Origin of the sequence: Kribbella sp. NPDC050470, assembly GCF_044458365.1 — a bacterium.
GTDB lineage: Bacteria > Actinomycetota > Actinomycetes > Propionibacteriales > Kribbellaceae > Kribbella.
The window spans coordinates 23,600-50,291 of sequence record NZ_JBITHV010000001.1 but is presented as its reverse complement, the minus strand read 5'-3'; the positions used below and the strand labels follow the sequence as shown (position 1 = coordinate 50,291).

Below are 26,692 nucleotides of genomic sequence, written 5' to 3'. Positions count from 1 at the left end.
GTCAGCCGACCAGGCCGTTCTGCGCCAGGGCTGAGCGTGGTTCGCGGCCTGGTGGCTGGGTGGGGCGCGGGAGGAGCGGGGTGCGTTTGTTGAGCGGGCGGGTGATCGGTTCCTCCGGCGTGATCGTGACCATCTCACCCGCGTGCATGAAGGACACGCTGCAGTTGGCGCCGTCATGGACCGTGTAGGTCACCTCGACGCCGTTGATGTCCACCTTCAGCCGCGCACCTCGCCAGCGGATCGAGAACACCAGCCGCGACATGCCCTGCGGCAGCGCCGGGTCGAAGCACAAGCATCCGTCGCGTTCCCGCAACCCACCGAAGCCGGCCACCAACGCGGTCCACGCCCCTGCCAGCGACGCCATGTGCAGGCCGTCGCCGGTGTTGTGGTGCAGGTTCCGCATGTCGATCAGCGCGGCCTCGTACGCGTAGTCGTAGGCGAGGTCGAGGTGACCCACCTCCGCCGCCATCACCGCCTGCACGCACGCCGACAACGACGAGTCGCGCACCGTCAGGCGTTCGTAGTAGTCGAAGTTGCGCGCCTTCTCCTCCGGCGTGAACGAGTCTCCACACCAGTACGTCGCAAGCATCAGGTCCGCCTGCTTGACCACCTGCTTGCGGTACAGCTGGAAGTACGGCGCGTGCAGCATCAACGGGTACTTGCCCTTGTACGACTCGAAGTCCCACTCGGCGTACCCGGTGAACCCCTCGGACTGCGGATGCACCCCGAGCTCCGCGTCGTACGGGATGTGCACGGCGGCCGCCGCGTCCCGCCAGCTTGCTTCCTCTTCGCTGTCGACGCCGAGCTCGCGCGCCTTGGCCGGATGCCGTAGGGCGATCGCCGCGGCGGCCTGCAGGTTCCGGCAGGCCATCAGGTTGGTGAAGACGTTGTCGTCGGCAACCGCGCTGTACTCGTCCGGGCCGGTGACGCCGGGCAGGTGCCAGCGGCCGTGCCGGTCGTGGTGCCCCAGCGACATCCACAGCCGCGCGGTCTCCACCAACAGCTCGAGCCCGACCTCCTCGAGGAACTCCTCGTCCGCGGTCGCGGTGTGGTGCCGCATCACCGCTTCGGCGATGTCCGCGTTGATGTGGAAGGCCGCCGTACCCGCCGGCCAGTAGCCCGAGCACTCCTGGCCCCGGATCGTCCGCCACGGGAACGCGGCGCCGCGAAGACCCAGTACGGCGGCGCGCTCACGAGCCAGCTCGAGTGTCGAGTGCCGCCAGCGGAGCGCATCGGCAGCAGCATCGGGCAGCGTGTAGTTCAGGACCGGCAGGACGAAGCCTTCGGTGTCCCAGAACGTGTGGCCGTCGTATCCGGCGCCGGTCAGGCCCTTCGACGGGATCGCCCGCCGCTCGGCCCGCGCGCCGGCCTGCAGCACGTGGAACAGCGCGAACCGGACTGCCTGCTGCAGCTCGGGATGCCCGTGCACCTCGACGTCGGCGCCGTCCCAGAAGTCGTCCAGGAACTCCGCCTGCTGCCCGGTCAGCCCGTCCCAGCCGGAGAACCGCGCGCTGGCCAGCGCCGCCGCGACCTGGTCCCGGATCGCCGTCTCCGTCCGCAGGCTCGACCAGCCGTAGGCCAGGTACTTCACCACGCGCAGGGTCTCCCCCGGCTGGAGCTGGCAGATCACCGTCGACCGCGCCCAGTTCTCGCGGACGTCGAGGTCCATCGCGTACCGCACCGAGGTGTCGACCTCGTGCGCCATCGCGGCCGCCATCAACTGCCGGCTGCGCGTCGTCCGGTGGATCAGGACGACGCCGTTCTCGCCGCCGTCGTGGCTGACCGGCTTGAGCGGGTTGTCGAGCACCGCCGCGACGCGTGGGTCGTCGGAGAGCTTCGGCTGCGTCTCGTTCGCGACCAGCTCGGACTGGATCACGAAGCGGGCGGGCTGGTCGATCGGCTCGACGACGTACTCGATCGCGGCTACCGCGCGCTGGGTCAGCGAGACCATCCGGCGGCTGCGGACGTGGATCCGCTTGCCGCCCGGCGAGGTCCAGTCCACGTCGCGTTCCAGGATGCCGGTGCGGAAGTCGAGCGAGCGCTCGTGGCGGCTCAGGTAGCCGTAGCGGAGGTCGAACGGCGAGTCGTCCACCATCAGCCGGATCAGCTTGCCGTTGGTGACGTCGACCAGGGTCTGGCCGGACTCCGGGTAGCCGTAGCCGGCCTCGGCGTACGGGAGCGGGCGCTGCTCGTAGAAGGAGTTCAGGTAGGTGCCCGGGATCGCGTACGGCTCGCCTTCGTCGAGGTTGCCGCGCAGCCCGATGTGACCGTTCGACAGCGCGAACAGCGACTCGGACTGGGCCAGCTTGTCCAGCTGGAGCCGGGTCTCGCGCAACCGCCACGGCTCGATCGGGTGGTGCCCGCGGTCGATCATCGGCCCTCCAGAAGTTCCGCCAGGTCGCGGACGACGACGTCCGCGCCGTGCGCCGTGAGCTCTTCGGCCTGCCCCACCCGGTCGACGCCGACCACCAGCCCGAAGGCCCCGGCCCGGCCTGCGGCCACGCCGGCCAGCGCGTCCTCGAACACCACTGCCTCGCGCGGATCCAGGCCGAACAGGTCAGCAGCCCTCAGGAACGTGTCGGGCGCGGGTTTGCCGCGCAGCCCGTCGGTCCGGATCGTCACCCCGTCCACCACTTCCTCGATGTACTGCGCGAGTCCGGTGACGTCGAGCACTTCGCGGGTGTTGGCGCTGGAGGACACCACGGCCCGGCGCAGTCCGGCCTTCTCGGCCTCCTGCAGGTACCGCCGGGAGCCCTCGAACACTTCGACGCCCTCGGTCCGGATCCGCCGCTGGACAGCCAGGTTCTTGCGGTTGCCGAGGCCGTTCACCGTCAGCGCGTCCGGCGGATCGTCCGAGGAGCCCTCCGGCAGGCTGATCCCGCGGGCGGCGAGGAAGTCGCGGACGCCGTCGACCCGTGGCTTGCCGTCGACGTGGGCGTCGTACTCGTCCCGGGCGTCGAACGGCCGGTACGGGATGCCGTGCTGCGCGGAGTACGTCCGGAGGAACTCGTCGAACATCTCCTTCCACGCGGCGGCGTGCACCGCCGCCGTGTCGGTCAGCACACCGTCCAGATCGAACAAGCAGGCCCGGATCTCCGTCGGCAGTCCCAGCATGCCTCCAGATTAGTCAGACAGATGGGCCGGAAGCCCGAAGGCCGGGAACCGCGAGTACCCGAATGTCGTGATCTCCGCGATCTCGCCGTCGCTGACCCGCAGGACGTCGAGCTTGAACGCGCGGAACACCGTGTCGCCCGGTCGGCGCAGGTACGACGCCGCCGCGGGCAGCCGGTTGGCCGACGTCGGCACCAGCCGCCAGTCGCCGTCCCGGTCCGGCCCGAACGCCCGCTGCAGCAGCGGCCGCAGTCCGTCCAGGCCCGCGAACGACAGCTGGTCCGGCGGCATCGAGATCCGGATGTCCTCGGCCGCGATCGCGATCGCCCCGGCCGCGTCGCACCGCTCGTGCGCGTCGATGAACCGCGCCAGCACGTCCCGCTCCTCGGCGGTCGGCCGCGGCGCACTCCAGTCGGTACGACGAGCCGGCAAGCGTTGCTGCATCGTCGTACGGGCACGTTGCAAGGCACTGTTCGCCGCAGCCACGCTGGTCTCGAGCAGCTCGGCCGTGTCGTTGGCCGACCAGCCAAGCACGTCCCGTGCGATCAATGCAGCCCGCTGGCGGGCCGGTAGCGACTGCAGTGCGACCAGGAACGCCAGCTCGATCGTCTCGCGGTCGACAGCGACCGCGTCGGGTTGGTTGTCGGGCGGGGCGATCTCGTCGAGCAGCTGGTCCGGGTACGGCTGCAGCCAGACCATCTCCCCCGGCGACGCGGCCTGCCGCCGGGCGTGTCGGCGGGCCACGTCCAGGCACACGTTGGTGGCGATCCGGTAGAGCCACGCCCGGAAGTACGTCCGGCCGTCGTACCCGTCCCGGCCGCGCCATGCCCGCAGCAACGTCTCCTGCACGGCGTCCTCCGCGTCGTCGAAGGACGCCAGCATCCGGTAGCAGTGCACATGCAGCTCCCGCCGGTGCCGCCCAGCCAGGTCGGCGAACGCGGACTCGTCACCCGCGAACGCCGCCTCCTCGAGCGTGGTCACAGCCGAGCGGGGTTCGTTTTGTGAACCTCCTGGACCGTCCAGCCGTTGCCGTCGGGGTCCTGGAAGTTCAGGAACGTGCCGTAGTCCGAGCGGTCCGGGTGCAGACCGCCCTGCTGGCCTTCGGCGGTGAAGTGGAAAGGCTCGCTCACCTCGACACCCCGCTCGACCAGGTCGGCGCGGGCCGCCTCGATGTCGTTCACGACCAGGTGCGTGCCCTGGTACGTCCCGGGCGGCGCAGTCGTCAGGCCGGTGCCGATCGTGATCGAACAGGCCGAGCCCGGCGGGGTCAGCTGCACCACCCGGAACGAGTCGCCCGCGCTGTGGTCGACGTCCTCGCGGAAGCCGAGCTGCTCGGTGTAGAACTTCTTGGCCCGGTCCACGTCCGACACCGGGACGATGACGAGTTCGAGTTTCCAGTCCATCTGCGGCCTCCCGCGGTTCGGGTCGGTCACAGTCTGACCGACGCTGTTGTCAGGTGAAACGACAGCGCCGGCCAGAACTCATCGGTCCGGCGATGAGTCTTTCCGGAAGAGGTCCGCGAACCAGTCGAGCTGCGCGTCCTGCTGGTAGGTCTGGCCGCCCTCGTGCTCGTTGTGGGAGTAGACCTTGATCTCCTTGGTTGGCTCGCCGCCCGACGCGGTGCCGTAGGCGTTGTAGGCCGCGAACACCGTCGACGGCGGGCAGACCGGGTCCATCAGCGCGACCGAGAACAGCGTCGGCGCCGTGGCCAGCCGGCCGAGGTTGACGCCGTCGAAGTAGCTCAGCGTCCGGTACGCCGTCTCGACCTGGTCCCGGAACCCCTTCAGGTACCGGGTGATCTCGCCGTACGGGTCCTTGTCGGTGATCTGCAGCGCCCGCTCGAAGTGGCACAGGAACGGTACGTCGGGCGCGCAGCCGAGCACGTCGATCCCGGCCAGGCCGGCCAGCCCGGCGGCCGCGATCGAGATCCCGCCGCCCTGGCTGCCGCCGGTGACGATGATCCGGCCCGGGTCCACGAACTCCGACGTCCGGGCCGCCTCGAGCGCGCGGACGGCGTCGACGAAGACGCGGCGGTAGTAGTAGGTCTCCGGGTCGGCGATGCCCGCGGTCATGAATCCCGGGGCGTGGTTGAGACCGGCGTACGCGCTGTCGTCGGGGGTGGCGCCCGGGTTCCCGCCGCTGTAGCCCTGGCCGCGGGTGTCCATCACGAAGTGCGCGTACCCGGCCTGCGCCCACAGGTTCGTGGTGTGCGGGAAGCCGCGGCCGCCGGAGTACCCGAAGTACTGCACGACGGTCGGCAGCGGCCCGGTCGCGCCGGCCGGCACGTGCAGCCAGCCCTTGATCGGAGTGCCGCCGAAACCGGCGAACGTCACGTCGTAGGTGTCGATGACGCTGAGCTTGTTGTCGACGGCGGTGAAGGTGGCGGACAGGTCGTCGGTGCGCGCCTTCTCGATGGATCGGCGCCAGAAGTCGGCGAGGTCGGCGGGTGCGGCCACCTCGGGCCGGTACGCGCGGAGCTTGTCGAGGGAAAGGTCGAACATGGCCATGAGCGATCAATCTAAGCCAGGCACGACGGCGCGGTCCCGGCGGTGTCCGAACTCGGACAGGGACGCGAGCTCTTGACGGGGTATTCCACTTGTGGTGTCCTCAAGAGGCATTCCACTTGTGTCATACCCACCGTCAGAGGGGCGCGGCCATGAAGCTCGAGCACATCCTCCTCGGCGTCCTGCTGACGCGCCCCAGCACCGGCTACGACCTGAAGCGCTACATGGACACCCATGGCCGCTTCCAGCGCCCGAACACCACGATGAGCCAGGTCTACCGGGTGCTGGCCGCGATGGAGGACCGCGGCTGGGTCTGGCACACCGTCGAGCCCCGCCCGGGCGCCCAGGACGCGAAGACCTACCGGGTCACCGACGAGGGCGTCACGGTCTTCCTGGACTGGCTCACCACGCCGTACACGCCGACCACTGTGCTGTCCCGGGATCCCGGGTTCTTCGGGCGGCTGGCGTTCAGCGGCTTCCTCCAGGTCGAGCAGGTCATCGAGCTGCTGGACCGCGAGATCAACGCGCGGCAACTGCAGATCAAGCGCTTCCGCGATCGGGACCGGACGCTCCCACAGGAGCCCGAGATCCCGTTCGACGCCGAGCTTCACGAACTGGTCGCAGAGGCGGCGCACCAGCGCGGCGCCCAGTCGATGGACCACCACGTTGCCTGGTGCATCGAGCTTCGCGACGAGCTCCGGCGCCGGCTGCCCAAGCAGCGCCTGCGCGCCGTCGACTGACCTAGCGGCACCTCACACGCCCCTCAGGGAGCACAGCTATGCCTTCTTCCAGGCCGAACGTGCTGTGGATCAGTACGCACGACATCAACCCCCACCTCGGCTGCTACACCGGGGTCTGGCCCGGCGCCGAGCAGGCGACCACGCCGTACCTCGACACGCTCGCCGCTGACGGGATCCGATTCGACCGCGCGTTCGCGGCCGCCCCGGTCTGCGGGCCGTCGCGCAGCGCCATCGTCACCGGCTGCTTCCCACCGGCCATCGGCACGATGCACATGCGAACCCGGGCCACTCCCCCGGCCGACGTCCGGCTGCTCCCGCAGTACTTCCGGGAAGCCGGCTACTGGACCGGCAACAGCGCGTTCACCGATTTCCAGCTCGACGTGCCGGACCCCGTGTACGACGAGCTCGGCGACCACGCGCACTGGCGGCTCCGCGAGGACCCGGACCAGCCGTTTTTCATGGCGTTCCACGGGCTGATCACGCACGAGTCGCAGCTCTACCTGACCGATGACGAGTTCGCCCGCCGGACGCCGGACGCGACCCGGGTCGAGCAGGTCGACGTACCGCCGTATCACCCGGACACCGAGGTCTTCCGTACGGCGTGGAAGCGGTATCTGGAGCTGGTCAGCCAGATGGACCACTGGGTCGGCACGATCCTGCGGGAGCTCGAAGAGGACGGTCTCGCGGACGACACCATCGTGGTGTTCTGGAGCGACCACGGACTCGGAATGCCGCGCGGCAAGCGCTGGGCGAGCGAGCTCGGACTCCGCGAACCGCTGATCGTTCGCTGGCCGGGGAAGGTGTCGCCAGGGGCTTACAAGGATCCGGTTGCTCTGCTGGACCTTGCGCCAACCATGCTCGCAATGTGCGGGCTCGACGTACCCGGGCATCTGCATGGTGACGTGCTGCTCGGCTCGGACGGCGTACCTCGGAAGCGTCGGGACGAGTACGTGGTGAGTGCTCGGGACCGGATGGGTGAGCAGGAGGACACGTCGCGAACCATCCGCGATCGGCGCTTCCGCTACACCCGTCACCTGCATCCGGACCGGTCGCCGATGGGCCACTGCGAGTACCCGGACCACTTGGCCACCTGGGCCGAGCTGCGCCGGTTGCACGCCCAGGAAGCCCACCAGCAGTTGGCGTTCGGGCAGCTGCCGTCCGTCCTCACCGACCTGCAGCGATCGATCGTTGCCGCGAGCAAACCTGCCGAGGAGCTCTACGACGTCGAGGCCGATCCGCACGAACAGCACAACCTCGCCGGCCTGCCCGAGTACGACGACGTCCGCGAGCGACTGTCCGACGCACTGGACGCCTGGCTGGCCAAGGTCGGCGACCTCGGGCAGCTTCCCGAACGCGAGCTCCTGGCCTCGTGGAATCCCCGGCCGCGCTGCGCAGAACCCGTGATCGAGACAGCCGACGGGCTGCTCACGATCACCTGCCCGACTGACGGCGCGACCGTCGGCTGGACCACCGATCCGTCCAGTGACGACGAGAGTCGCCACTGGCACCTGTACACCGAACCGTTCACCCCTGCCGAACCGATCTGGGTGAAGGGCTGGCGCATCGGCTTCGACGCCAGTGCCGACGTACCGATTCCCACTTCCACCCGCTAAGGAGCTCACCATGCTCATCCGCCGCTGCAGCGCGGTCCTCGCCGCTGCCGCACTCGTCGCCGGTGTCGGTGCATGCTCCGGCGCCGGTGCCGGCAGCTCGTCGGCCGCCAAGACGTTGACCATCGCCAACGCCCTCGACAACAACTCGTTCGACCCGACGCAGCTCAACATCGGCAACCAGATGCAGTACTGGTCGCCGGTCTTCGACACGCTGCTGAAGCGCGACAAGGACAACAAGCTGCAGCCGTCGCTGGCGACCGCGTGGAAGTACGACGCGAGCCGGACCAACCTGAACCTGAAGCTGAAGAGCGGCGTGAAGTTCACCGACGGCACGCCGTTCGACGCCGCCGCGGTCAAGGCGAACATGGCCAACCTCGCCGCCGGGACCGGGCAGAACTCGTACATGACCCGGTCGATCGGCTCGTACCAGATCGTCAGCCCGACCGAGCTCAACCTGAAGCTCAAGTCACCTGATCCCGGCCTGATCGACTACCTGGCCAGCGTCGGCGGGGCGATGGCCAGCCCCAGGTCGCTGACGGCGGCGGCCGTCGCGACCGCGCCGGTCGGCAGCGGCCCGTACGTACTGGACAAGGCCGGGACCGTTGCCGGCAGCACCTACACCTACACGCGGAACCCGGACTACTGGAACGCCGCCGCGTTCCCGTACGACAAGGTCGTCATCAAGCCGATGAACGACCTGACCGCCCGGCTGAACGCGCTCAAGGCCGGTCAGGTCAACGCGACCATCACCGACACCAACTCGCTCGCCGACGCCAAGCGCAGCGGCCTGACCGTCAACACCACACCGGTGAACTGGGTCGGCCTGCTGCTGATGGACCGCGACGGCAAGCTGGTCCCGGCGCTGAAGGATCTCCGGGTCCGCCAGGCGATCAACCTTGCGTTCGACCGGGAGGCGATCCTGAAGAACGTCTCGCACGGCGAGGGCTCGCTCACCACCCAGATCTTCAACGCCGCCGGCGACGGCTACGACAAGTCGCTCGACGGGCAGTACACGTACGACGTGCCGAAGGCCAAGCAGCTCCTGGCCGACGCCGGCTACGCAGGAGGCTTCACCATCAGCATGCCGGAGTCCGCGGGATTCGCGCAGTACAACGCGATCATCGGGCAGCAGCTCGCCGCGGTCGGCATCACGGTGAAGTGGGTCAAGACCCCGGCCAACGCGATCATCCCGGCCATCCTGTCCGGCAAGTACCCGGTCGCGTTCATGACGCTGGGCAGCCAGTCAGCCTGGCAGGACATCCAGAAGGCGGTCACCAGGAAGTCTCCCTGGAACCCGCTCAAGGCCGGTGACCCGGAGCTGGACAAGCTGCTGGCCACCGCGCAGACGGCGTCCGAGGCCGAGCTGCCGGCGGCGATGAAGGCGGTCAGCAAGTGGCTGGTGGACAACGCCTGGTTCGCACCGTGGTACCGGGAGAACAGCGTCTACCTGAGCGATGCCCGGACCGCCGTCGACATGCAGGCGTACAACGTGGCGCCGCCGGTCAGCGCCTTCGGGCCGAAGGAGTGACCCGATGCTCTCCTTCGCCGGACGCCGGCTGGTCAGCTGCGCCGTACTGGTCGCCATGATCGCGACCATCACGTTCCTGCTCGCCTTCTCGGCCACCGGGAACGTCGCCCGGAACCTGCTCGGCGAGAACGCCACCGCCGAGCAACTCGCGGCCAAGAACGCCGAGCTCGGGCTGGACAAACCGTTGCTCGCACAGTTCGGCGCCTGGGCCGAACACGCGGCTCGCGGTGACCTGGGCATCTCGTGGTTCACCAACGAGCCAGTGGCCCAGGCGATCGCCAACCGCCTCCCGGTCACGTTGTCCATGGTCGTCCTGGCCGTGGCGCTGACCGCGCTGATCAGCGTCGGTCTGGGAGTCGCCGCGGCGGTCCGGGGCGGCTGGCTGGACCGGGTCATCCAGGTCCTCAGCGTGCTGGGCTTCGCACTCCCGAACTTCTGGGTCGCGCTGGTCCTGGTCGTGTTCCTCTCGGTCACCCTCGGCGTCCTGCCGGCGACCGGCTACGTGCGGCTCTCGGAGTCACCCAGCGGCTGGGCCTTGGCCCTCGTGCTGCCGGTGGCGTCCCTGGTGATCGGGAGCACCGCGTCGGCCGCACAACAGGTCCGGGGCGCCGTGATCGACGTACTGCGTCAGGACTTCATCCGCACGTTGCGGGCCCGGGGCATCAGCCCGCGGTCGGTGCTGTTCCGGCATGCGCTGCGCAACGCCGCCTCGCCCGCGCTGACTGTGTTGTCGCTGCAGTTCATCGCCCTGCTGGGTGGTGCGGTGGTGATCGAGAAGGTGTTCGCGATCCCCGGACTCGGCACGCTCACCATCAACGCTGCGCTGCAAGGCGACGTACCGGTGCTGATGGGTGTGGTCGTGACGCTGGTCGTCCTGGTCGTCGTCGTCAACCTGGTCATCGACATCGTCAGCGGCTGGGTCAACCCCAAGGTGCGTGTCCAATGATTGTTCGCAAGGTCTTCCGCAATCCGCTGGCCGTTGCGGCGCTCGTGATCCTGACAGTGATCGTGGTCGCCAGCCTGCTGGCCCCGCTGATCGCGCCCAACAGCCCGTCGTCGCTGCGCCTGGACAAGATCAACGCGGGACCCGGCGGCGGCTACCTGCTGGGCGGTGACGGCGCCGGTCGTGACATCTTCAGCCGACTGCTGCACGCCGGCCAGAACACCCTGGCCGGTGCGCTGATCGCGCTGTCGGTCGCGCTCGTACTCGGCGTGGTGTCGGGCTTGCTCAGCGGCTACTACGGCGGCTTCCTCGACGGCGTCCTCGGCTGGGGCGCGAACCTGCTGATGGCACTGCCGACGATGATCGTCCTGCTGGCCCTGTTCCAGGCGCTCGGCTCGTCGATCTACCTGTCCATGGTCACGTTCGGCGTGATGCTGTCCCCCGGCTTCTACCGGCTGGTGCGCGGTCAGGTGATGGGGGTCAAGCACGAGTTGTACGTCGACGCCGCCCGGGTCTCGGGACTGAGCGACCCGCGGATCATCGGCCGGCACATCCTGCTCGTCGTCCGGGCACCGGTCGTCATCCAGGCCTCGGTGGTGGCCGGCATCGCGATCGTCGTCCAGTCCGGGCTGGAGTTCCTCGGCCTCGGCGACCCCGGGACGCCGACCTGGGGCGGCATGCTGCAGGACGCGTTCACCAACATCTACAACTCACCGATCGCCATCTGGTGGCCGGGGGCAACGATCGCGCTGACGGTCGCGTCGCTGGTGCTGCTGGGCAACGCAATCCGGGACGTCATCCAGCGCACCGACCGGCCACCCAAGGCACCACGGCTACCGGCCCTGGCGGCCCCTGAAACACGGGCCACCGATGCGCTGCTGAGCGTCACGAACCTGACGGTCGGCTACCCGAGTGGCGACGGATACCGCGAGGTCGTGCACGGCGTGGACCTCGACGTACGGCGTGGCGAGGTCATGGGTCTCGTGGGCGAGTCCGGTTCCGGCAAGACGCAGACGGCATTCGCGGTCCTCGGCCTGCTGGCACCCGGCGGCACCCTGCTCGGAAGCAGCAGCATCCGCTTCGACGGCACCGAGCTCTCCCGGCTCCCGGACGCCCAGCGGCGAGCACTGCGTGGCCGGCGGATCGGGTACATCCCGCAGGAGCCGATGTCGAACCTCGACCCGTGCTTCCAGGTCGGCGAGCAACTGGTCGAGCCGCTGCGCAAGGTCTCCGGCCTGACGAAGGCGGCCGCGACCGCGGAAGCGCTGAACCTGCTCGAACGCGTCGGCATCCCCGAGCCACGCCGTACCTTTGCGGCCTATCCGCACGAGATCTCCGGTGGCATGGCGCAGCGCGTGCTGATCGCCGGGGCGGTGTCCGGCAAGCCGGACCTGCTGATCGCCGACGAGCCGACGACCGCGCTCGACGTCACCGTCCAGGCCGACGTCCTCGATCTGCTGCGGGACCTGCAGACCGAGTTCGGGATGGCGATGCTGCTGGTGACGCACAACTTCGGCGTGGTGGCGGACATCTGCGACCGGGTGGCGGTGATGCAGGACGGGCGGATCGTCGAGGTCGACGACGTCGGGCCGCTGTTCGCGAACCCGCATCACGCGTACACCAGGACGTTGCTGGACTCGACGCTCGAGGACAGCGCGCCCCGGGCCAGGATCGAGGTGCACCATGCTTGAGGCGAAGGACGTCGTCGTCGAGTACGCCGGTCACGGCTGGCGGAAGAAGGGGTTCCGGGCCTTGCACGAGGTCTCGTTCGAGATCCGGCCGCACGAAACGCTCGGGCTGGTCGGTGAGTCCGGTTCCGGCAAGACCACGATCGGCCGCGCCGTCCTCGGCCTGGTCGGGGTCAGCTCCGGCTCGATCCGGTTCGAGGGCCGGGAGCTGGTCGGGATGCCGCGGCGGGAGCGCCGCCGGCTGAGCGACGACATCCAGGTCGTGTTCCAGGACCCGTACAGCTCGCTCAACCCGTCGATGACGGTGGAGGACATCCTGGTCGAGCCGCTGGTCGCGCGCCGGTCGAGCGATCGCGCGACGGCCTCGACCCGCGTGCGTACCCTGCTCGACCAGGTCGGTCTGCCGCAGGACGCCGTACACCGGCTGCCGCGCGAGTTCTCCGGTGGCCAGCGGCAACGGATCGCCATCGCCCGGGCGCTCGCGCTCGAACCGAAACTCATCGTCTGCGACGAGCCCGTGTCCGCGCTGGACCTGTCCACGCAGGCACGCGTGCTCGACCTGTTCATCTCGATCCAGGAGGAGACCGGCGTGGCCTACCTCTTCATCTCCCACGACCTCGCGGTCGTCCGCCACATCAGCCATCGGGTCGCGGTCCTGTACCGCGGCGACATCGTCGAGTACGGCGACGCCGTCGACGTCACCGACCGGCCCGAGCACCCGTACACCCAACGCCTCCTGATGGCGGCCCCCATCCCCGACCCGGACCGCCAGGCCGCCCGCCGCCAGGAACGCCGCGAACTGCTCGCGAACGAGGCGGTCGCTTGACGTCCTCCCCGTCCTGAAGGACAGGGATTCCAACCAACTACACGGAGGTAGTGTGTTGAGGTTCACGCTTCGGCGAGACCCGTACGGGCGTCTCTCTGCGTGCTCTGACGGCCCGTCCGGCCGCGATGTTGACTGCCGCGTTCACGTCCGCGTGCGCCCGATGCCCGCAGGCAACGCACCGGAACACCGCTTGGCTCTCGCGGCTCTCCGGCGCGCAGTGCCCACAGGCGCTGCAGGTCTGCGACGTGTACGCAGGGTTGACCTTCTCGACCCGGCCCGGCGCCTTATGCTCCAAGCGCTGGACCAGCAATCCCCAGCCATTGGCCAAAATGCCACGGTTGAGCCCAGCCTTGGCACGGCGATGGTTCGGCAAGTACCTGTCTGGCTGTTGGGGGTCGGGTTTGGCTTTCGGGCGCCTGGTCAGCCGCGCAACCCGCAGGTCCTCCACCCGGATGAGGTCGAAGCGGCGGGCGAGGCCGGTGCTGGTCGTTTCCACCCAGTCCTTGCGGCGGTCGACGGCGCGGGCGTACAGCTTGGCGATCGCGGCCTTGACGCGTCGGCGCCGGTTGGAGCCGCGACGGCGCCTAGCCAGGCGACGTTGCAAGTGCTTCAGGCGTGCATGTTCGGTCTGCGACAGTCCAGGGCAGATCAGGAGCTCACCGGTGGACAGGGCCGCGGAGACGGCGACGCCGCGATCGACGCCGACGACCTCGCCCCTGCCGGGTGCGGGTATTGGCACGGGGATCGCGGCGAACGCGATGTGCCAGCGACTCGACCGATCACAGGTTACCCGGTACGACCTCGCCTCGGGGACGGCACGGGACAGCCGGAACCGTACCCAGCCAACCTTGGGCACGTTGACCGCAGCCCACTTGCGGTTCAACTTGACTACTCGGGTTGCCTGGCCACCGAGGATGCGGAACCCCTCGTGCACGCCGGCTCTGCGCCAGGTCGGCCGCCGGTGGGTGCCGGTGTAGAAGCTCTTGACGGCGCGGTCGAAGTCCCGCAACGCCTGCTGCTGCACGGTCTGCGAACCGGCGCGCAACCAGGCGAACGCCGCCCGTGCGTCGGTAAGTTGCCGCGCTTGGTCGCCGTACCCAGGCGTCGCGCGTTTGTCCCGGGTCCACAACGACCACTGTTCAAGCGCCAGGTTCCACACGTACCGGGCATGCTCGCACTGCTTCAGCAACGCAGCGTGCTGCACGGGAGTCGGATACAGCCGGAACCGGGACACACCACCTACCCAATCATGCGGGACCGACAGTCCCCGATCTCCGAGGGGAGGCAGTTGTGGGTCCTCACCACGCACATGACGGGTGTTCCGCGGCGATTCCGATGAGACGTGCGGTGATGGTCATGTACGACTCGCTCAACCGGCGGATGTTGCCGCCGTACGGGGCCGAGGGCGTGCACGCACCGAACTTCAGCCGACTGGCCGAGCGCAGTGTCACCTACGACAACTGCTACGCGGGCAGCATGCCGTGCATGCCTGCGCGGCGGGAGTTGCACACCGGCCGGTACAACTTCCTGCACCGGTCCTGGGGACCGCTGGAGCCGTACGACGACTCGACGCCGGAGCTCCTGCGGCAGCACGGCGTCTACACCCACCTGGCGACCGATCACCAGCACTACTGGGAAGACGGTGGCGCGACCTACCACAACCGGTTCTCGACGTACGAGTTCTTCCGCGGGCAGGAAGGTGACCGGTGGAAGGGGCACGTCCGGGACCCCGAGCCGCCGCCGACGCTGAACGGCAGCAACTTCCTCAGCCGGCAGGACTGGATCAACCGGCAGTACCTGACCGACGAGTCTCGGCACAGCCAGACGCTGACCTTCGACGCGGGGATCGAGTTCATCCGGACGAATCTCGCCGAGGACCGCTGGTTCGTGCAGATCGAGACCTTCGACCCGCATGAGCCGTTCTTCAGCTACGACGAGTACCGGCGGTTGCAAGGGATCGACACCGAGGCGCCGGTGTTCGACTGGCCGTCGTACCGGCGGGTGATCGAGGCCCCGGGCGAGGTCGAGCGGGCTCGGGGTGAGTACCTCGCGCTGCTCGCGATGTGCGACCGGTCGCTCGGACGGGTGCTGGACGTCTTCGACGAGCACTCGCTCTGGGACGACACCATGCTGATCGTGTGCACCGACCACGGCTTCCTGCTCGGCGAGCGCGGGTGGTGGGGCAAGAGTGTGCAGCCTTGGTTCGACGAGACGATCCACACGCCCTTGTTCGTCTGGGATCCGGAAGCGGCAGCTGCAGGGGTACGGCGGGATGCGCTGGTGCAGACGATCGACCTCGGACCGACGCTGCTCGACTACTTCGATGTTGAGAGACCGCCCGACATGCAAGGACTCAGCCTCCGCGGTAATGAGATGCGCGAGGCCGCGCTGTTCGGCGCGCACGGCGGGCATGTCAACGTGACCGACGGGCGATACGTCTACATGCGGGCGTGCGCCGATCCGACGAACACGCCGCTCTACGACTACACGTTGATGCCCACCCACATGCGGGCCCGGTTCACGCCCCAAGAACTGCACGACGCTTCGCTGGTCGCCGGCTTCGGTTTCACGAAGGGAGCGCCGCTCCTGCGGGTGCCGTCTCAGGCACTCGGGAATCCGTGGTGGCACGGATCGCTGTTGTTCGACCTGGAACACGACCCGCAGCAACGGACTCCGCTCGCCGACGACGACCTCGAGTTGCGGATGGCCGGTCTGCTGGTCGACGAGATGCGTCGCAACGACGCACCTGCGGAGCAGTTCGTCCGGCTCGGGCTGCCGGCAGACGGTCCGGTGCAGCCGGAGCATCTCCTGGTCAAGCGGCAATGGCAGCAAGCACAGCGCGCTTTGCAGCCCGCCGTACGGCGCGATGAACTGCCGGCGGACGCGCCGATCAGGAAGCTCACAGTGCGAGACGTGCTGACCGATCACCGGGACGCTCTGCCGGACGACGTACTCGCCGGTCTGCGCGGGATGGGTCGCTTCAACCCGGCCGCCACGCTGCTGGAAGCACTCGCCGGACATCCGGGAATCAGCCCTGAGCTGATGCTGAAGATCGACGCGGACCTTGCGTCGTCGACCGAAAACAGGATGGGGTGAGGTAATGCCGTCACCCAACATCGTCTTCGTCATGTCCGACGACCATGCTGCGCACGCCATCTCGGCGTACGGGAGCAAGGTCAACCAGACTCCGCACCTGGACCGCCTGGCCGCTCAGGGGGTCCGGATGGATGCGACGTACTGCACCAACTCGATCTGCTCGCCGTCGCGGGCGTCGATCCTGACCGGCACCTACAGCCACGTGAACGGGGTCGCCTCGATCTTCACCGAGATCGACTACCGGGTCCCGACGTTCGCCGAGGTGCTGCATGACGCCGGCTACCAGACCGCGCTGTTCGGCAAGTGGCACCTGGGTGAGCGGGCCGAGGCGGCGCCGCGGCACTTCGATGCGTGGAAGGTGTTCCCCGGCCAGGGCGATTACGTCGACCCGCTGATGATCGGGCCGGACGGTCCCGAGACCGTGCCCGGGTACGCGACCGACATCGTCACCGACCAGAGCATCGACTGGATCCGGGACCGCGACCCGGATCGGCCGTTCCTGCTGCTCGTGCACCACAAGGCGCCGCACCGGCCCTGGGTGCCGGACGAGAAGCACAAGGAGCTGTACCCGATCGGGTCGATCGCGGAGCCGAGCACGTTGTTCGACGACCACAGCACCCGGAGCCGGGCCGTCCGGGGCGTCCGGATGTCCGTCGCCGACGACCTCGGCGCGGACGAGCTCGGCGAGGAGCTGCCTTCGGAGCTGCGTGGGCCGGAAAACCGCGTCGAGCGGATGCGATGGAAGTACCAGCGCTACCTGCGCGACTACCTGCAGTGCGTCCAGTCGATCGACGACAATGTCGGGCGGTTGCTCGACACCCTGGAGGCCGAGGGGCTGGCCGAGGACACGGTAGTCGTCTACACGTCGGACCAGGGGTTCTTCCTCGGCGACCACGGGTGGTTCGACAAACGACTGATGTTCGACGAGTCGCTGCAGATGCCGATGCTGATCCGCTGGCCGTCCACGATCGCCGCGGGCAGCAGCTGCGACGCGATGGTCACCAACGTCGACCTCGCCGCCACCTTCCTCGACATGGCCGGCCTGGATGCCGCCGAGGTGCTCCCGACCTCGCAGGGCCGCAGCTTCCTGCCCGTGCTCCGCGGCGACAAGGTCGACGACTGGCCGGACGCCGTCTACTACCGCTACTGGGAACACGACGACCCGATCCACCACGCGCCGGCGCACTACGGCGTACGCACGAAGGACTTCAAGCTCATCCACTACTACGGCGCCGGCCTAGGCGTCCCCGGCTCCTCGGACCGCCTGTTCGACGCCGAGTGGGAGCTCTACGACCTCCGCACCGACCCCGAAGAACTCACCAACGTCGCCGACGACCCGTCGTACGCCGAAATCCGCGCCACCCTCACCAACCGCCTGGCCGAACTCCAACAGCATTACGCAGACACCCCCTACAAAGGTCCAGCCACCCCCCGCCCCACCTGGTCCTGGGCCGACGAAAAGTCCCTCCGAGCAGTAGCCGCCTACACCAGAACCCTCCACTCCGACGCCTGAAGGGACTTTCGGCCCTGGTCGGGTCGGGCGGAGGGATGGTTCAATCATGGGACTCGACATGTCGCAGGGGTGCGGGGTGGGGCTGGGGGCGGGGGGAACTGTTCCTGTGACGTGGAGTTGTGGATGCCAAGACATGTTGAGGCGGCTGTCGAGACCTACTACCGGGACGGGGCGTGGCACACGCGTCGGGCCGACTGTCCTGATCCGTTCGCGTCGGGGCCCGCGCGTGAGCACCTGATCACGGTCGGGTTCGAAGTGGCACGGTGGAACGCGTTGCCGCACATCATCCGGGACACGGACGGCACGATCACCGAGATCAACAACTACGTCACCCCGGCGTTAGCTCATATGCTGCGCTGAATCCCAGCACCCGTTCGGCCGCGGTCAGGTCGAGCGGAGTCGTCCGGCCGGGCAGGTCGGCGCGGATCTCGGCGTCCGGGTGAAACCGGCGAAGCAACTCCAGCGTCGGGTACGGCGCCAGCGTCCGCGGAGCCGCGACGTGGAAGACGTGCGTCCCGCTGGCCTCAAGCGCTAGTACGGCGGCCCGTGCGGCATCCCGCGTGTCCAGGTAGGACCACAGGTCGGCAGCTCCCGCGCCCGGATCCGCCGCGAGCTGCCGGGCCCGAGGCAGCAGCCGATCCTCGAGGCCACCCACGAACGGGTACCGCAGCGCGATCACGTTCATGCCGTGCCGGCGCGCCATCATCGCCGCCGTCAGCTCATCGGTCTGCTTCGACAGCGCGTACGGATCCTCGACGTGGCTCGGCAGGTGCTCGTCGACCGGCACGTAGGCAGGACTCCGCGGCTGCGTGGCGAACGGCAACCCGTTCGCGGCGTAGCTGCTCGCCAGCACAGCGTTCCGCACCCCGGCAACCCCCGCCTCCTCCAGCAAGGTGAACGTCGCCAGCGTGTTCCCCCCGAACACCTCGTACGGCGTCCCCCGGTGCGGCGCCGGCCGCGCAGCAAGATGTACGACGCCATCCGCACCGGCCAGCGCCGCCCGGCAACTCACCGGATCGCACGCATCACCCTCGACCACCCGCAGTCCCGGCACCGGAGCCGCCGTACCCGGGAGCACCAGAGCTGTCACCTCGACGCCTCGGCCGAGCAGCTCCGTGACCACCGCACTCCCGATCCGGCCGGCTGCCCCGGTGACGAGCACTCGTTTCATCCGCAGCGCACCAACTGCTCCGGGCGGGCCGACAGACCGTGGTAGATCCGGGGCGCGCCGTCGACCCGGAAGGTCACCTGGCCGTGCTTGCCGTCCAGCACTCGTTGCCGGCCGATGCAGTCGGTCTCGGTGATCCGGTCGCGCGGCACGACGAGCGTCGTCTTGCTCGGCCAGTCGTCCTGCCAGGCCTCCGGGTGCGCGTAGTACGGCTGGTTCGGCGTGTGGTCGGCGTTCAGCAGGTAGCCGTCCTTGCGGCTCCACAGGACCGACACCGGGCCGTCCGCCGTCTCGAACAGCAGGCCCTTGAGGTTCCGGTCGACCTGGGTGAAGTCCAGCCAGCGGACGAACTCGGCCTCTTCGAGCAGCCGAGTCCCGGTGGCGAAGGCGAGCAGCGACGGCTTGGCCGACAGGTCGCGGTTCGTCAGGCCGAAGTGGTACTCGGTGTTGCTCGGCACCGCCTCCTGCGGGTGGTGGATGGTGCTGTCGTGCAACTGGTACCAGTTCACGCCGTCGACACCCTCGGCCTTGCAGAGCGCCATCGTCAGCAGCACGTTCTCGGCGGCCTGGCGCATGGTGTCGTTCCACCAGTAGTTGGGCCGCGTGCAGGCGTAGGCCTCGGTCAGCCACAGCTCCTTGTTGCCGCCGTACTCGGTGATCCGGCGCTTGGCCTCGCGGACCGAGCCGAGGAAGTTCCAGTAGCTGCCGTTGTCACCGGTCACCCACTCGTCCGGCGTCGGCGCGTAGTCCGGGGTGAAGTTGCCGCGGCCGGGATGGAACGCGAACACGTCGATCAGGTCCCAGCCGCCGGCGGCGTGGAAGTTGTCCGTCCAGTTGACGTCCATCCCGCCGAGGCCGTTGTTCATCACCTTCACGTCGTACCCGACCTCCGCCAGCCGCTCGACCACCGGCCGCAGACCGTCGCGGATGTACTTGTCGGCGTACAGCCCGGACATCCACGGCTGGTTGCGCTCGTTGTCCACCTCGAAGTAGCGCGCGCCGGCGTCGACCACGACGTCGACCAGCTCGGCGGCCCATGCCTTGGCCTGCTCCGGCGTCGAGTCGAAGACCACGTCGCCGTGCTGGATGTTCGTCATGATGCCCATCGCCCGCAGTTCGTCCGGCGCGATCCCGGGCGCGCCGTTGTAGGCGATCCGCACCGAGGCGACGCCGATCCGCTGCATCAACGCGGCGACGTCCTCCTTGCTCGGCTGCAGCAGCCAGGGATAGTTCGCGATCCCGAAGATGCCACCGCCTTGATAGTCGTACGGCGGCAAAGTCGCGACCGTCGTCCGCGCGAAGGCCTCGGCGCCACCGGTCGACGCCTTCACCTCGACGAAGGCGATGCCCTGCTCCTTGAGCGCGGGCACGGCGAGCGTCCGGTCGGTGCTCTCGCCCGCCGCCAACGTGAGCGTGGTGGACCCGCCTGCGAGCTTCCGGCCGTCGAAGTCGCGGGCGAACCAGGTCAGCTGGATCGACGCAGCGGTCTTGCCACCGTTCACGACCTGCGTGTGGACGGGCATCACCGCGCCGACGTCGTACAGGTTGAACGGCTGGTCGGTCCAGATGTCGACGCCGACCGGGCGGGCGACGGCGGCGGCGTTGGCGGCGGCCGGCCGCATCTGGCCGAGCACGAGGTCGGCTTCGTGCACGAGCACGCCGAACGCGTCGTACGTGCCGACGATGTGCATCCAGGAAGGCGTCGTCCAGGCCGGGCGACTCGACTCGAGGCGGAAGTAGGCGGTGAGGTCCGGCCAGGTCGAGGCGTAGACGATGCCGTCGTTCGTCTCGTACGGCACACCGCCTCCCGCGTCGCGGTTCCACCGGGTCATCGCGGTCGGGCGCTCCGGCCCGCTCGCGTTCACCACGGTCCGGGTGAACTGCGAGTTGAGGTACATCGTGTTCGAGCTGGTCGCGTCCCAGCGCAGGTGCAGGCGATGGGCAGTGACGTCGAAGGTCCCGGTGACGGTGATCCCGTTCGCCGCGGCGCCCATCCGGTAGTTGACCCGGATCGCCTGCCGGCCGTCCGCGAGCGTGACCAGCGACGGCGTGCCGCCGAACGTCCGCTGGCCGCCGAGCACGGTGTCCTTCACCTGGAAGTGCGCGATCCGGATCCGCTCGGTGCCGGCGCCGTCGCTGACCACGACGGTCCCGTCGGTCTGGGCGACGACCGAGATCCCGTCGGCGCTGAGGGTGTACGCCGTCGCCGCTCGGGCGGTGCTCGTCGGCAGCAAGCCGCCGGCCACTCCGGCGGCGGCGAGCGATCCGGCCACGAAGGTACGGCGGGACGGCTTCGATACGTGTTCTGTCATGGCGTTCCTCCGGTGGTCTGCAGGGGCAGGGCGAGGCCGATGAAGATCCGCGGGGCGCCGTCGAGCGTGACGGTCACCTGCGAGTTGCTCGCCTGATGGGTGGCGACGTCCATGCCGAGGCAGTTCAGCTCGCGCACGGTGGTGGTCGCGGCCGGCGTCGGCAGTGTCGCGCCGGTCTTCGTCGGCCACTGGTCCTCCCACGGTTCGGGAGTGCGGTAGTACTCGGTGCTGCTGGGGATCCGGCGGGCCGGGTCGGTGTTGATCAGGTAGCCGTCCTTGCGGGACCACAGGATGTTCACCTTGCCGCCGGGCCCGTCGAAGACGAGGCCGAACAGCTGTGGATCGGCCAGCTCGGCCCAGCCGAGCCAGGTGGACTGGTCGAGCCAGCGCGCGACGGTCGCGAACGCGAGCAGCGATGGCTTCGGGCTGAGGTCGCGGTTCAGCAGGCCGTGGTGGTACTCCGGGTCATCCGGGTCGGCCTCCATCGGCTGGAACTGGATCGAGTCGTTCAACGTGTACCAGGTGACGCCGCGGACGCCGTACGCCTTGGCCAGGGCGAGTTGGAGCAGGACGTTCTCGGCCGCGTGCCGGTAGGTGTCGGACCACCAGCGGTTCGGCCGCGTCACGGCGTACGCCTCGGTGAGCCAGAGCTCCTTGTTGTCGTTGGCAACGGCGGTTGCCTTGGCCTTTCGGAGGGTGCCGAGGAAGTTCCAGCGGGTCTCGTTCGACCACGGCTGGGGCGGGTCGTAGTCGGCCACGTAGTTGCCGCGTCCCGGGTGGTACGCAAGTACGCCGACGTGCTGCCAGCCATCGGCGGCGCCGAAGTCGGCGACCCACTGCTCGGGGAATCCGGCCAGCCCGCAGTGCATCACCTTGAAGGCGGCGCCCTTCGCGGTCATTGCCGCACGCAACGGCACCAGGACGTTGTCGACGTACTCCGCGGGGGTCCGGTCCGCTGCGGTGAGGTTCAGCTCGTTGCCGCACTCGTAGTACTGGGCGCCCGAGTACATCGCGCGACCGACCATGTCGTCGGCCCAACTCGCGCCGCCGCCATCCCACGGAAGCTCGCCTGCCAACTGCAGGTTGTGCGCGAAACCCTCCGCGTCCAGCGCGTCGACGGTCGGACCGGGTGAAGCGCCGAAGTTGTTGTAGTTCCGGTACGCCGTCCGGACCCAGCGCATCCCGATCAGCTGCATCAGGTCGAGTACGGCGCCGCTCGACGGCCGCTCGAGATACGCGAAGTTCGCCATCCCGAACATGCTCGCGTCCCCGTCCCCGTAGGTGTACGCGGACAGCACCGCGAGGTTGGTGCGCGCGAACGCGACCTCGGTGGCCGGCGCGGTCGCGTCGTACACCACTGCCTCGACGAAGCGGACGTCACGACTGCCGAGGGTGATCTGGAAGGACGTGTTCCAGACCGCGCGGGCGCCGACTGTGCCACTGGCCGTCCCGGTGGTGCTGATGTTGTTCCAGGTCCGGACCGTCCAGTCGACCCGGACCGTCCGTGCGGTCAAGCCCGCATTGACCACTTGGAGGTTGACGGTCTTGGCCCCGCCGGTGGTCCACAGGTTGAAGGGCTGGTCGGTCCACAGGTCGATGCCGAGGTCGCCGTCGCGGGCGATCACACCGGCCGAGTGCGGCCGCATCACCCCGAGCACGAGGTTGCTCTCGACGTACCCGCTGGAGCTGTTGATCGCCGTCCCGACCGCGTGCAGGTAGCCGCCGTTGCTGAATCCCTTCGTGCTCTGCGGGACCCGGACGAACGCCCGGTTGTCCGACCACGTGTACGAGTAGCCGACGCCGTTCGTGGTCTCGAACGGGATGCCGCCGCGCAATGCTCCGGTGGTCGGATCTCGGTCGCGATTCCACAACGCGACCGGGTCGTACGCCTCGACGCCGGACCCGATCACGGTCCGGGCGAACCGGAAGCTGTCCACGCGAAGGTTCGCGACCCCGGTGACGTCCCAGCGCACCCGTGCCTTGCGTAGCCCCACCGCGAACGTCCCGACCACCTCGCCGATCGGCGCGTTGTACCGTATCGTGAACTGCTGCGGTCCGTCCGGCGTGATCGACGCGATCCCGGTGGTCCGCTGGACGACCTTGGTCTCACCCGACCCGTAGGCGTACTCGAACGTGGTCAGGTCGAACCGGTGGATGCCGCCACCGTCGAGCACCTTCACATACCCCGGGACCCCGGCGGCGTCAGGTACGGCGACCAGGCTGACAGTCCCCGCCGCATCAGTGATCTGTACGTCGGCGCCGTACGCCGGAATCGCGGTCGCACCGGAGACCGTCGCGGCCACTGTGCCGCCGAGCACGACCCGCCTGCGGATCGGTGTGTCCATGGCCGATCACCCCTTCACACCGGTGAAGCCGAGGCCCGCGACGACGTAGCGCTGCAGGACGAGGAAGACGAGGACAGGCGGCGCGAGGGCCATCGCCATCGCGGCGATCAGTTCGTCGAGCGGAGCGGCGTCGACGAGGTTCACCAGCGCGACGCTGATCGGCTGCAGGGTGGGATCGGAGATCACCACCAGCGGCCAGATGAACTCCTTCCAGGAGTGCATGATCGCCAGCAGGCTGATCACCGCGATCACCGGCCGGCTCATCGGCAGCACGATCCGGGTCAGCAGTTGCCAGGTGCTCGCGCCGTCGACCTTGGCGGCGTCGTACAACTCCTGGGGCAGCGCCTCGAAGAAGCGCGTCGCGAGCAGCACGTTGAACGCGTTGGCCCCGGCCGGCAGCCAGATCGCCCAGTAGGTGTCGAGCAGGTTCACCTCCAGGACCGTGAGGAACAGGCTGACCAGCGACACGGTGTACGGGACGAACATCGTGGCGAGGATCGCCGCGTAGACGTAGCGGCCGATCCGCGGCCGGATCACCGCGAACGCGAAGCCCGCGGTCATCGCCACGAACAGCTGCACGAACCACGAACCGAACACCACCTGCACCGTGTTCCACAGGTACCGTCCGACCCTGAGCTCGGTGAACGCGGTGGCGAAGTTGCCGAAGTCCGGCTCGATCGGCCACAACCGCAGCGGGTGCGCGACCAGCTCGGCCGGTGGCGAGACCGCGCCCTTGATCGTCCAGTACAGCGGGCCGATGCCGATCACCACGAGCACGATCAGGGTCAGCACCTGCGCGGACCGGAGCGCGAACGCCACCGGCGGCCGGCGCAGGTCATTGCTGGAGGCAATCGTTGTCGGTTGCTCACTCACTTCGGGCTCCAGCTTCTCGTCAACCGCAGGTAGACCGCGGACAGTGCCGCCAGGACGATCGCGAGGACGACGGACAGCGCGGCGGCCTGCCCGTACTCACCGTCCTGGAAGCCGTAGCGGAAGATCAGCAGCAGGATGGTCAGCGTCGCGTTGTCCGGACCGCCCTGGGTGAAGATGTAGGGCTCGGTGAACACCTGGATCGTGCCGATCAGCTGCAGTAGCAGGAGCAGCCCGATCACCGGCCGCAGCTGCGGCAGCATCACGTGCCAGATCCGCCGCCAGATCCCGGCGCCGTCGCTCTCGGCCGCTTCGTACAGCTCGGCCGGGATGCCGGTCATCGCGGCCAGGTAGATCAGCGCGGCGCCGCCCATGCCGGCCCAGGTTGCTTCCAGCACCAAACTCAGCATCGCCGTCTGCGGCGACTGCAACCACAGGTACGGGCCGAGGCCGATCAGGCCGAGCGCCTGGTTGAACAGGCCGCTGCCCGGGTCGTAGAACCACTTCCACAGCAGGATCGCGACGACCGGCGGCACGACCACCGGGAGGTAGACCAGGACCCGGTACGCCGCGGCGCCCCGCCGTACCGTGGACATCAAGGCGGCCAGGAGGATCGGCGCAGGGAAGCCGATGACCAGGCCGAGTGCGACGAACAGCAGGGTGTTCCACACCGCCGTACCGACCAGCGGGTCGGTCAGGACGGCCTGGAAGTTCTCCAGGCCGACCCAGACGGCCGGATCGACCAGGTTGGTGTGCTGGAACGAGATCAGCAGGCCGCGCAGGATCGGCCACCAGGAGAACAGGCCGAAGACCACCAGGGCCGGCGTGAGGAAGACCAGGCCGAGGAGCTCGCGGCGAATCGCCGCCCGCCTGCGGGACGCCGGCGCCGGTTGGACGGCGACGGCGTCCCGCTGTGGCGGAGGCGCTAGGACTGCGGTCACTTCTGCTCCGTCGCGAGCATCTTGTTCGCGTCGGCCTCGGCCTTGGCCAGCAGGGCCGCGATATCGGCGTCCTGCTTCGTCAGCACGGACTGCACCAGCGGGTCGAGAATCGTGTAGAGCTTCTGCGCAGCCACCGGCGGCTCAGGGCGCAGCTCGAGCTTCGGTGTGCCGTCGAGCCAGGGCTTGAAGTGCTCGAGCTCCACGTTCACGTGCGGCTTGATCGCGGCGTCGATCTTCTGCTGCTGCTCGATGCTGAACATCGGCAGCGTCGGCACGCCGACCGCGGCCTCCGGATCCTTGGCGAGTGCCTTCGCCCGCTCGGCCGCGACCTGCGGGTCGTACTGCGGCTCGGCGTTGGCGAACAGCAACCACTTCGCGGCGGCCTCGGCCTTCTCCTTCGAGACCGACGCCGGGACCATGAAGACTTCGGCCCCACCGAGCGTCGCGTTGCCACCGGCCTGCGGGAGTGCGGTGATGCCGTAGTCCGCGGTGTTCTTCATGCCGAACTTCATCTTGGCGAGCCGGTAGGTGCCCGGGGTGCCCATGAACATGCCGATCTGGCCGGCCGCGAACTGCTTGACCACGTCGTCCTGGTCCATCAGCTGGTTCTGGCCCATCGAGTTGTCGGTCCAGCGCATCGCCTTGAGCAGCTCGAGCGACTTCTTCGTCGCGTCGCTGTTGAACCCGGCAACGAACTTGCCGCCCTGCTCGGTCTCCATCGAGCCGCCGTGCGTGTAGGTCAGCATGGTCAGCTGCCAACCGCCGGTGTTGCCCTTCGCCTCGTGCACGAAGCCGGCCTTGCCGGTCTTCGCGCTGATCTGCCTGGCGTACTCGCGGACCTCGTCCCAGCTGGCCGGCGGCTTGTCCGGGTCGAGGCCGGCCTTGGTGAACAGCGCCCGGTTGTAGACCAGCCCTTGGGCGAAGGGTGCCAGCGGGACGCCGTACACCTCCCCCGCGCTGTCACTCAGCGGCTGCAGGACCTGCGGGTTGAACTCGGTGTAGTGGTTCCAGGCCTTCAGCGAGCCGGTGATCGGTTGCACGTGCTTGCGCGCGATCAGCCCCTGCGGCTCGGTCAGCGGGACCTGGATGACGTCCTCGATGGTCTTGCCGGCCAGCTTCGCGGAGAACGTCAGCGGGTCCCAGCGGTTCTCGGTGCCCTCGATCGTGATCCCCGGGTTCTTCGCCTCGAAGTCGTCGGCCAGCCGGTTGAACTGCTCCAGCGCGGCCTTGTCGGTGGCGGCCGGCATGCCCTGCACCCGCAGTACGATCGCGGATCCGGTCCCCCCGCCGTCGTCGCTCTTGCTGGGGGCGAGCCCCGAGCAGCCGGTCAGCGCGAGCGCTGCCGCCGCGCCCACCACCAGGATTCGGGCACGCGTCGATGTAGCCATGTCTGTTCTCCAGGGGAGTGCGTACGACGAGCCGCCGGCCCGTCGCCGTGGATGAGAGTTGCGCGCCGTGGGGCGAGCCGGCGCCGGTGTGGGATGTGGTGAGTCG

The 26,692-nt window shown here is 68.8% G+C and carries 21 protein-coding genes; 9 read left to right on the top strand and 12 right to left on the bottom strand.

The features are described from left to right. Nucleotide 1: 1 nt before the first annotated feature. From ACIBGM_RS00220 to ACIBGM_RS00200, 5 genes are all read right to left on the bottom strand, one after another. On the bottom strand, nt 2-2,374 hold the full coding sequence (locus ACIBGM_RS00220; protein ID WP_396383966.1) for a glycoside hydrolase family 65 protein: 2,373 nt from the start codon (nt 2,372-2,374) through the stop codon (nt 2-4). Then, nucleotides 2,371-3,114 (bottom strand): beta-phosphoglucomutase family hydrolase, encoded by a 744-nt coding sequence (locus ACIBGM_RS00215; protein WP_396383965.1) that lies wholly within the window; start codon nt 3,112-3,114, stop codon nt 2,371-2,373. Before ACIBGM_RS00215 ends, ACIBGM_RS00220 begins: the two co-directional genes overlap by 4 nt. A 9-nt stretch (nt 3,115-3,123) precedes the next feature. Then, a complete protein-coding gene (locus ACIBGM_RS00210) occupies nt 3,124-4,092 on the bottom strand; it encodes an RNA polymerase subunit sigma-70 (protein ID WP_360528701.1) in 969 nt (322 codons plus the stop codon). Next, nucleotides 4,089-4,514, bottom strand: a complete 426-nt coding sequence (locus ACIBGM_RS00205) for a VOC family protein (RefSeq protein ID WP_396383964.1) — start codon at nt 4,512-4,514, stop codon at nt 4,089-4,091. Before ACIBGM_RS00205 ends, ACIBGM_RS00210 begins: the two co-directional genes overlap by 4 nt. A gap of 78 nt (nt 4,515-4,592) precedes the next feature. Next, nucleotides 4,593-5,618 (bottom strand): acetylxylan esterase, encoded by a 1,026-nt coding sequence (locus tag ACIBGM_RS00200; protein ID WP_396383963.1) that lies wholly within the window; start codon nt 5,616-5,618, stop codon nt 4,593-4,595. Between the two features lie 149 nt (nt 5,619-5,767). On the opposite strand from ACIBGM_RS00200, the gene ACIBGM_RS00195 reads away from it, so the two are divergent. From ACIBGM_RS00195 to ACIBGM_RS00170, 6 genes are read left to right on the top strand one after another with little or no spacing between them, the layout of a single operon-like run. Further along, nucleotides 5,768-6,355, top strand: a complete 588-nt coding sequence (locus ACIBGM_RS00195; RefSeq protein ID WP_360528710.1) for a PadR family transcriptional regulator — start codon at nt 5,768-5,770, stop codon at nt 6,353-6,355. Between the two features lie 38 nt (nt 6,356-6,393). Then, the gene (locus ACIBGM_RS00190; RefSeq protein WP_360528713.1) at nt 6,394-7,968 is read left to right on the top strand and encodes a sulfatase; all 1,575 of its coding nucleotides are present in this window, start codon (nt 6,394-6,396) and stop codon (nt 7,966-7,968) included. A gap of 10 nt (nt 7,969-7,978) precedes the next feature. Beyond that, a complete protein-coding gene (locus ACIBGM_RS00185; protein WP_396383962.1) occupies nt 7,979-9,496 on the top strand; it encodes an ABC transporter substrate-binding protein in 1,518 nt (505 codons plus the stop codon). 4 nt (nt 9,497-9,500) lie between these two features. Further along, a complete protein-coding gene (locus tag ACIBGM_RS00180) occupies nt 9,501-10,442 on the top strand; it encodes an ABC transporter permease (RefSeq protein ID WP_360528719.1) in 942 nt (313 codons plus the stop codon). Continuing rightward, nucleotides 10,439-12,130 carry an ATP-binding cassette domain-containing protein gene (locus ACIBGM_RS00175; RefSeq protein WP_396383961.1) on the top strand — a complete coding sequence of 564 codons (1,692 nt, stop codon included), beginning with the start codon at nt 10,439-10,441 and terminating at the stop codon, nt 12,128-12,130. Before ACIBGM_RS00180 ends, ACIBGM_RS00175 begins: the two co-directional genes overlap by 4 nt. Further along, nucleotides 12,123-12,953: an ATP-binding cassette domain-containing protein gene (locus ACIBGM_RS00170; RefSeq protein ID WP_360528725.1), complete on the top strand. Its 831-nt coding sequence runs from the start codon at nt 12,123-12,125 to the stop codon at nt 12,951-12,953. The genes ACIBGM_RS00175 and ACIBGM_RS00170 overlap by 8 nt, the downstream gene beginning before the upstream one ends. 37 nt (nt 12,954-12,990) lie before the next feature. On the opposite strand, the gene ACIBGM_RS00165 is transcribed toward ACIBGM_RS00170, so the two are convergent. Beyond that, nucleotides 12,991-14,187 (bottom strand): RNA-guided endonuclease InsQ/TnpB family protein, encoded by a 1,197-nt coding sequence (locus tag ACIBGM_RS00165; protein WP_396383960.1) that lies wholly within the window; start codon nt 14,185-14,187, stop codon nt 12,991-12,993. Between the two features lie 122 nt (nt 14,188-14,309). Here ACIBGM_RS00165 and ACIBGM_RS00160 point away from each other — a divergent pair, with 122 nt between their 5' ends. The 3 genes from ACIBGM_RS00160 (at nt 14,310) to ACIBGM_RS00150 (ending at nt 17,922) form a co-directional block, all read left to right on the top strand. Further along, entirely contained in the window at nt 14,310-16,049 is a 1,740-nt protein-coding gene (locus tag ACIBGM_RS00160; protein WP_396383959.1) for a sulfatase, read from the top strand. Between the two features lie 4 nt (nt 16,050-16,053). Continuing rightward, on the top strand, nt 16,054-17,562 hold the full coding sequence (locus ACIBGM_RS00155) for a sulfatase (RefSeq protein ID WP_396383958.1): 1,509 nt from the start codon (nt 16,054-16,056) through the stop codon (nt 17,560-17,562). Between the two features lie 123 nt (nt 17,563-17,685). Next, nucleotides 17,686-17,922, top strand: coding sequence for a hypothetical protein (locus ACIBGM_RS00150; protein ID WP_360528740.1), 237 nt, complete (start codon nt 17,686-17,688; stop codon nt 17,920-17,922). Here ACIBGM_RS00150 and ACIBGM_RS00145 read toward each other — a convergent pair. From ACIBGM_RS00145 to ACIBGM_RS00120, 6 genes are read right to left on the bottom strand one after another with little or no spacing between them, the layout of a single operon-like run. Further along, a complete protein-coding gene (locus ACIBGM_RS00145) occupies nt 17,891-18,733 on the bottom strand; it encodes an NAD-dependent epimerase/dehydratase family protein (RefSeq protein ID WP_396383957.1) in 843 nt (280 codons plus the stop codon). The genes ACIBGM_RS00150 and ACIBGM_RS00145 overlap by 32 nt on opposite strands. Further along, a complete protein-coding gene (locus ACIBGM_RS00140) occupies nt 18,730-21,042 on the bottom strand; it encodes a hypothetical protein (RefSeq protein WP_396383956.1) in 2,313 nt (770 codons plus the stop codon). The genes ACIBGM_RS00145 and ACIBGM_RS00140 overlap by 4 nt, the downstream gene beginning before the upstream one ends. Then, entirely contained in the window at nt 21,039-23,387 is a 2,349-nt protein-coding gene (locus tag ACIBGM_RS00135) for a hypothetical protein (protein ID WP_396383955.1), read from the bottom strand. Before ACIBGM_RS00135 ends, ACIBGM_RS00140 begins: the two co-directional genes overlap by 4 nt. A 6-nt stretch (nt 23,388-23,393) precedes the next feature. Then, entirely contained in the window at nt 23,394-24,260 is an 867-nt protein-coding gene (locus ACIBGM_RS00130) for a carbohydrate ABC transporter permease (protein WP_396383954.1), read from the bottom strand. Further along, nucleotides 24,257-25,198, bottom strand: a complete 942-nt coding sequence (locus ACIBGM_RS00125; RefSeq protein ID WP_360528755.1) for a sugar ABC transporter permease — start codon at nt 25,196-25,198, stop codon at nt 24,257-24,259. The genes ACIBGM_RS00130 and ACIBGM_RS00125 overlap by 4 nt, the downstream gene beginning before the upstream one ends. Next, entirely contained in the window at nt 25,195-26,586 is a 1,392-nt protein-coding gene (locus tag ACIBGM_RS00120; RefSeq protein WP_360528758.1) for an extracellular solute-binding protein, read from the bottom strand. The genes ACIBGM_RS00125 and ACIBGM_RS00120 overlap by 4 nt, the downstream gene beginning before the upstream one ends. Nucleotides 26,587-26,692 lie beyond the last annotated feature (106 nt).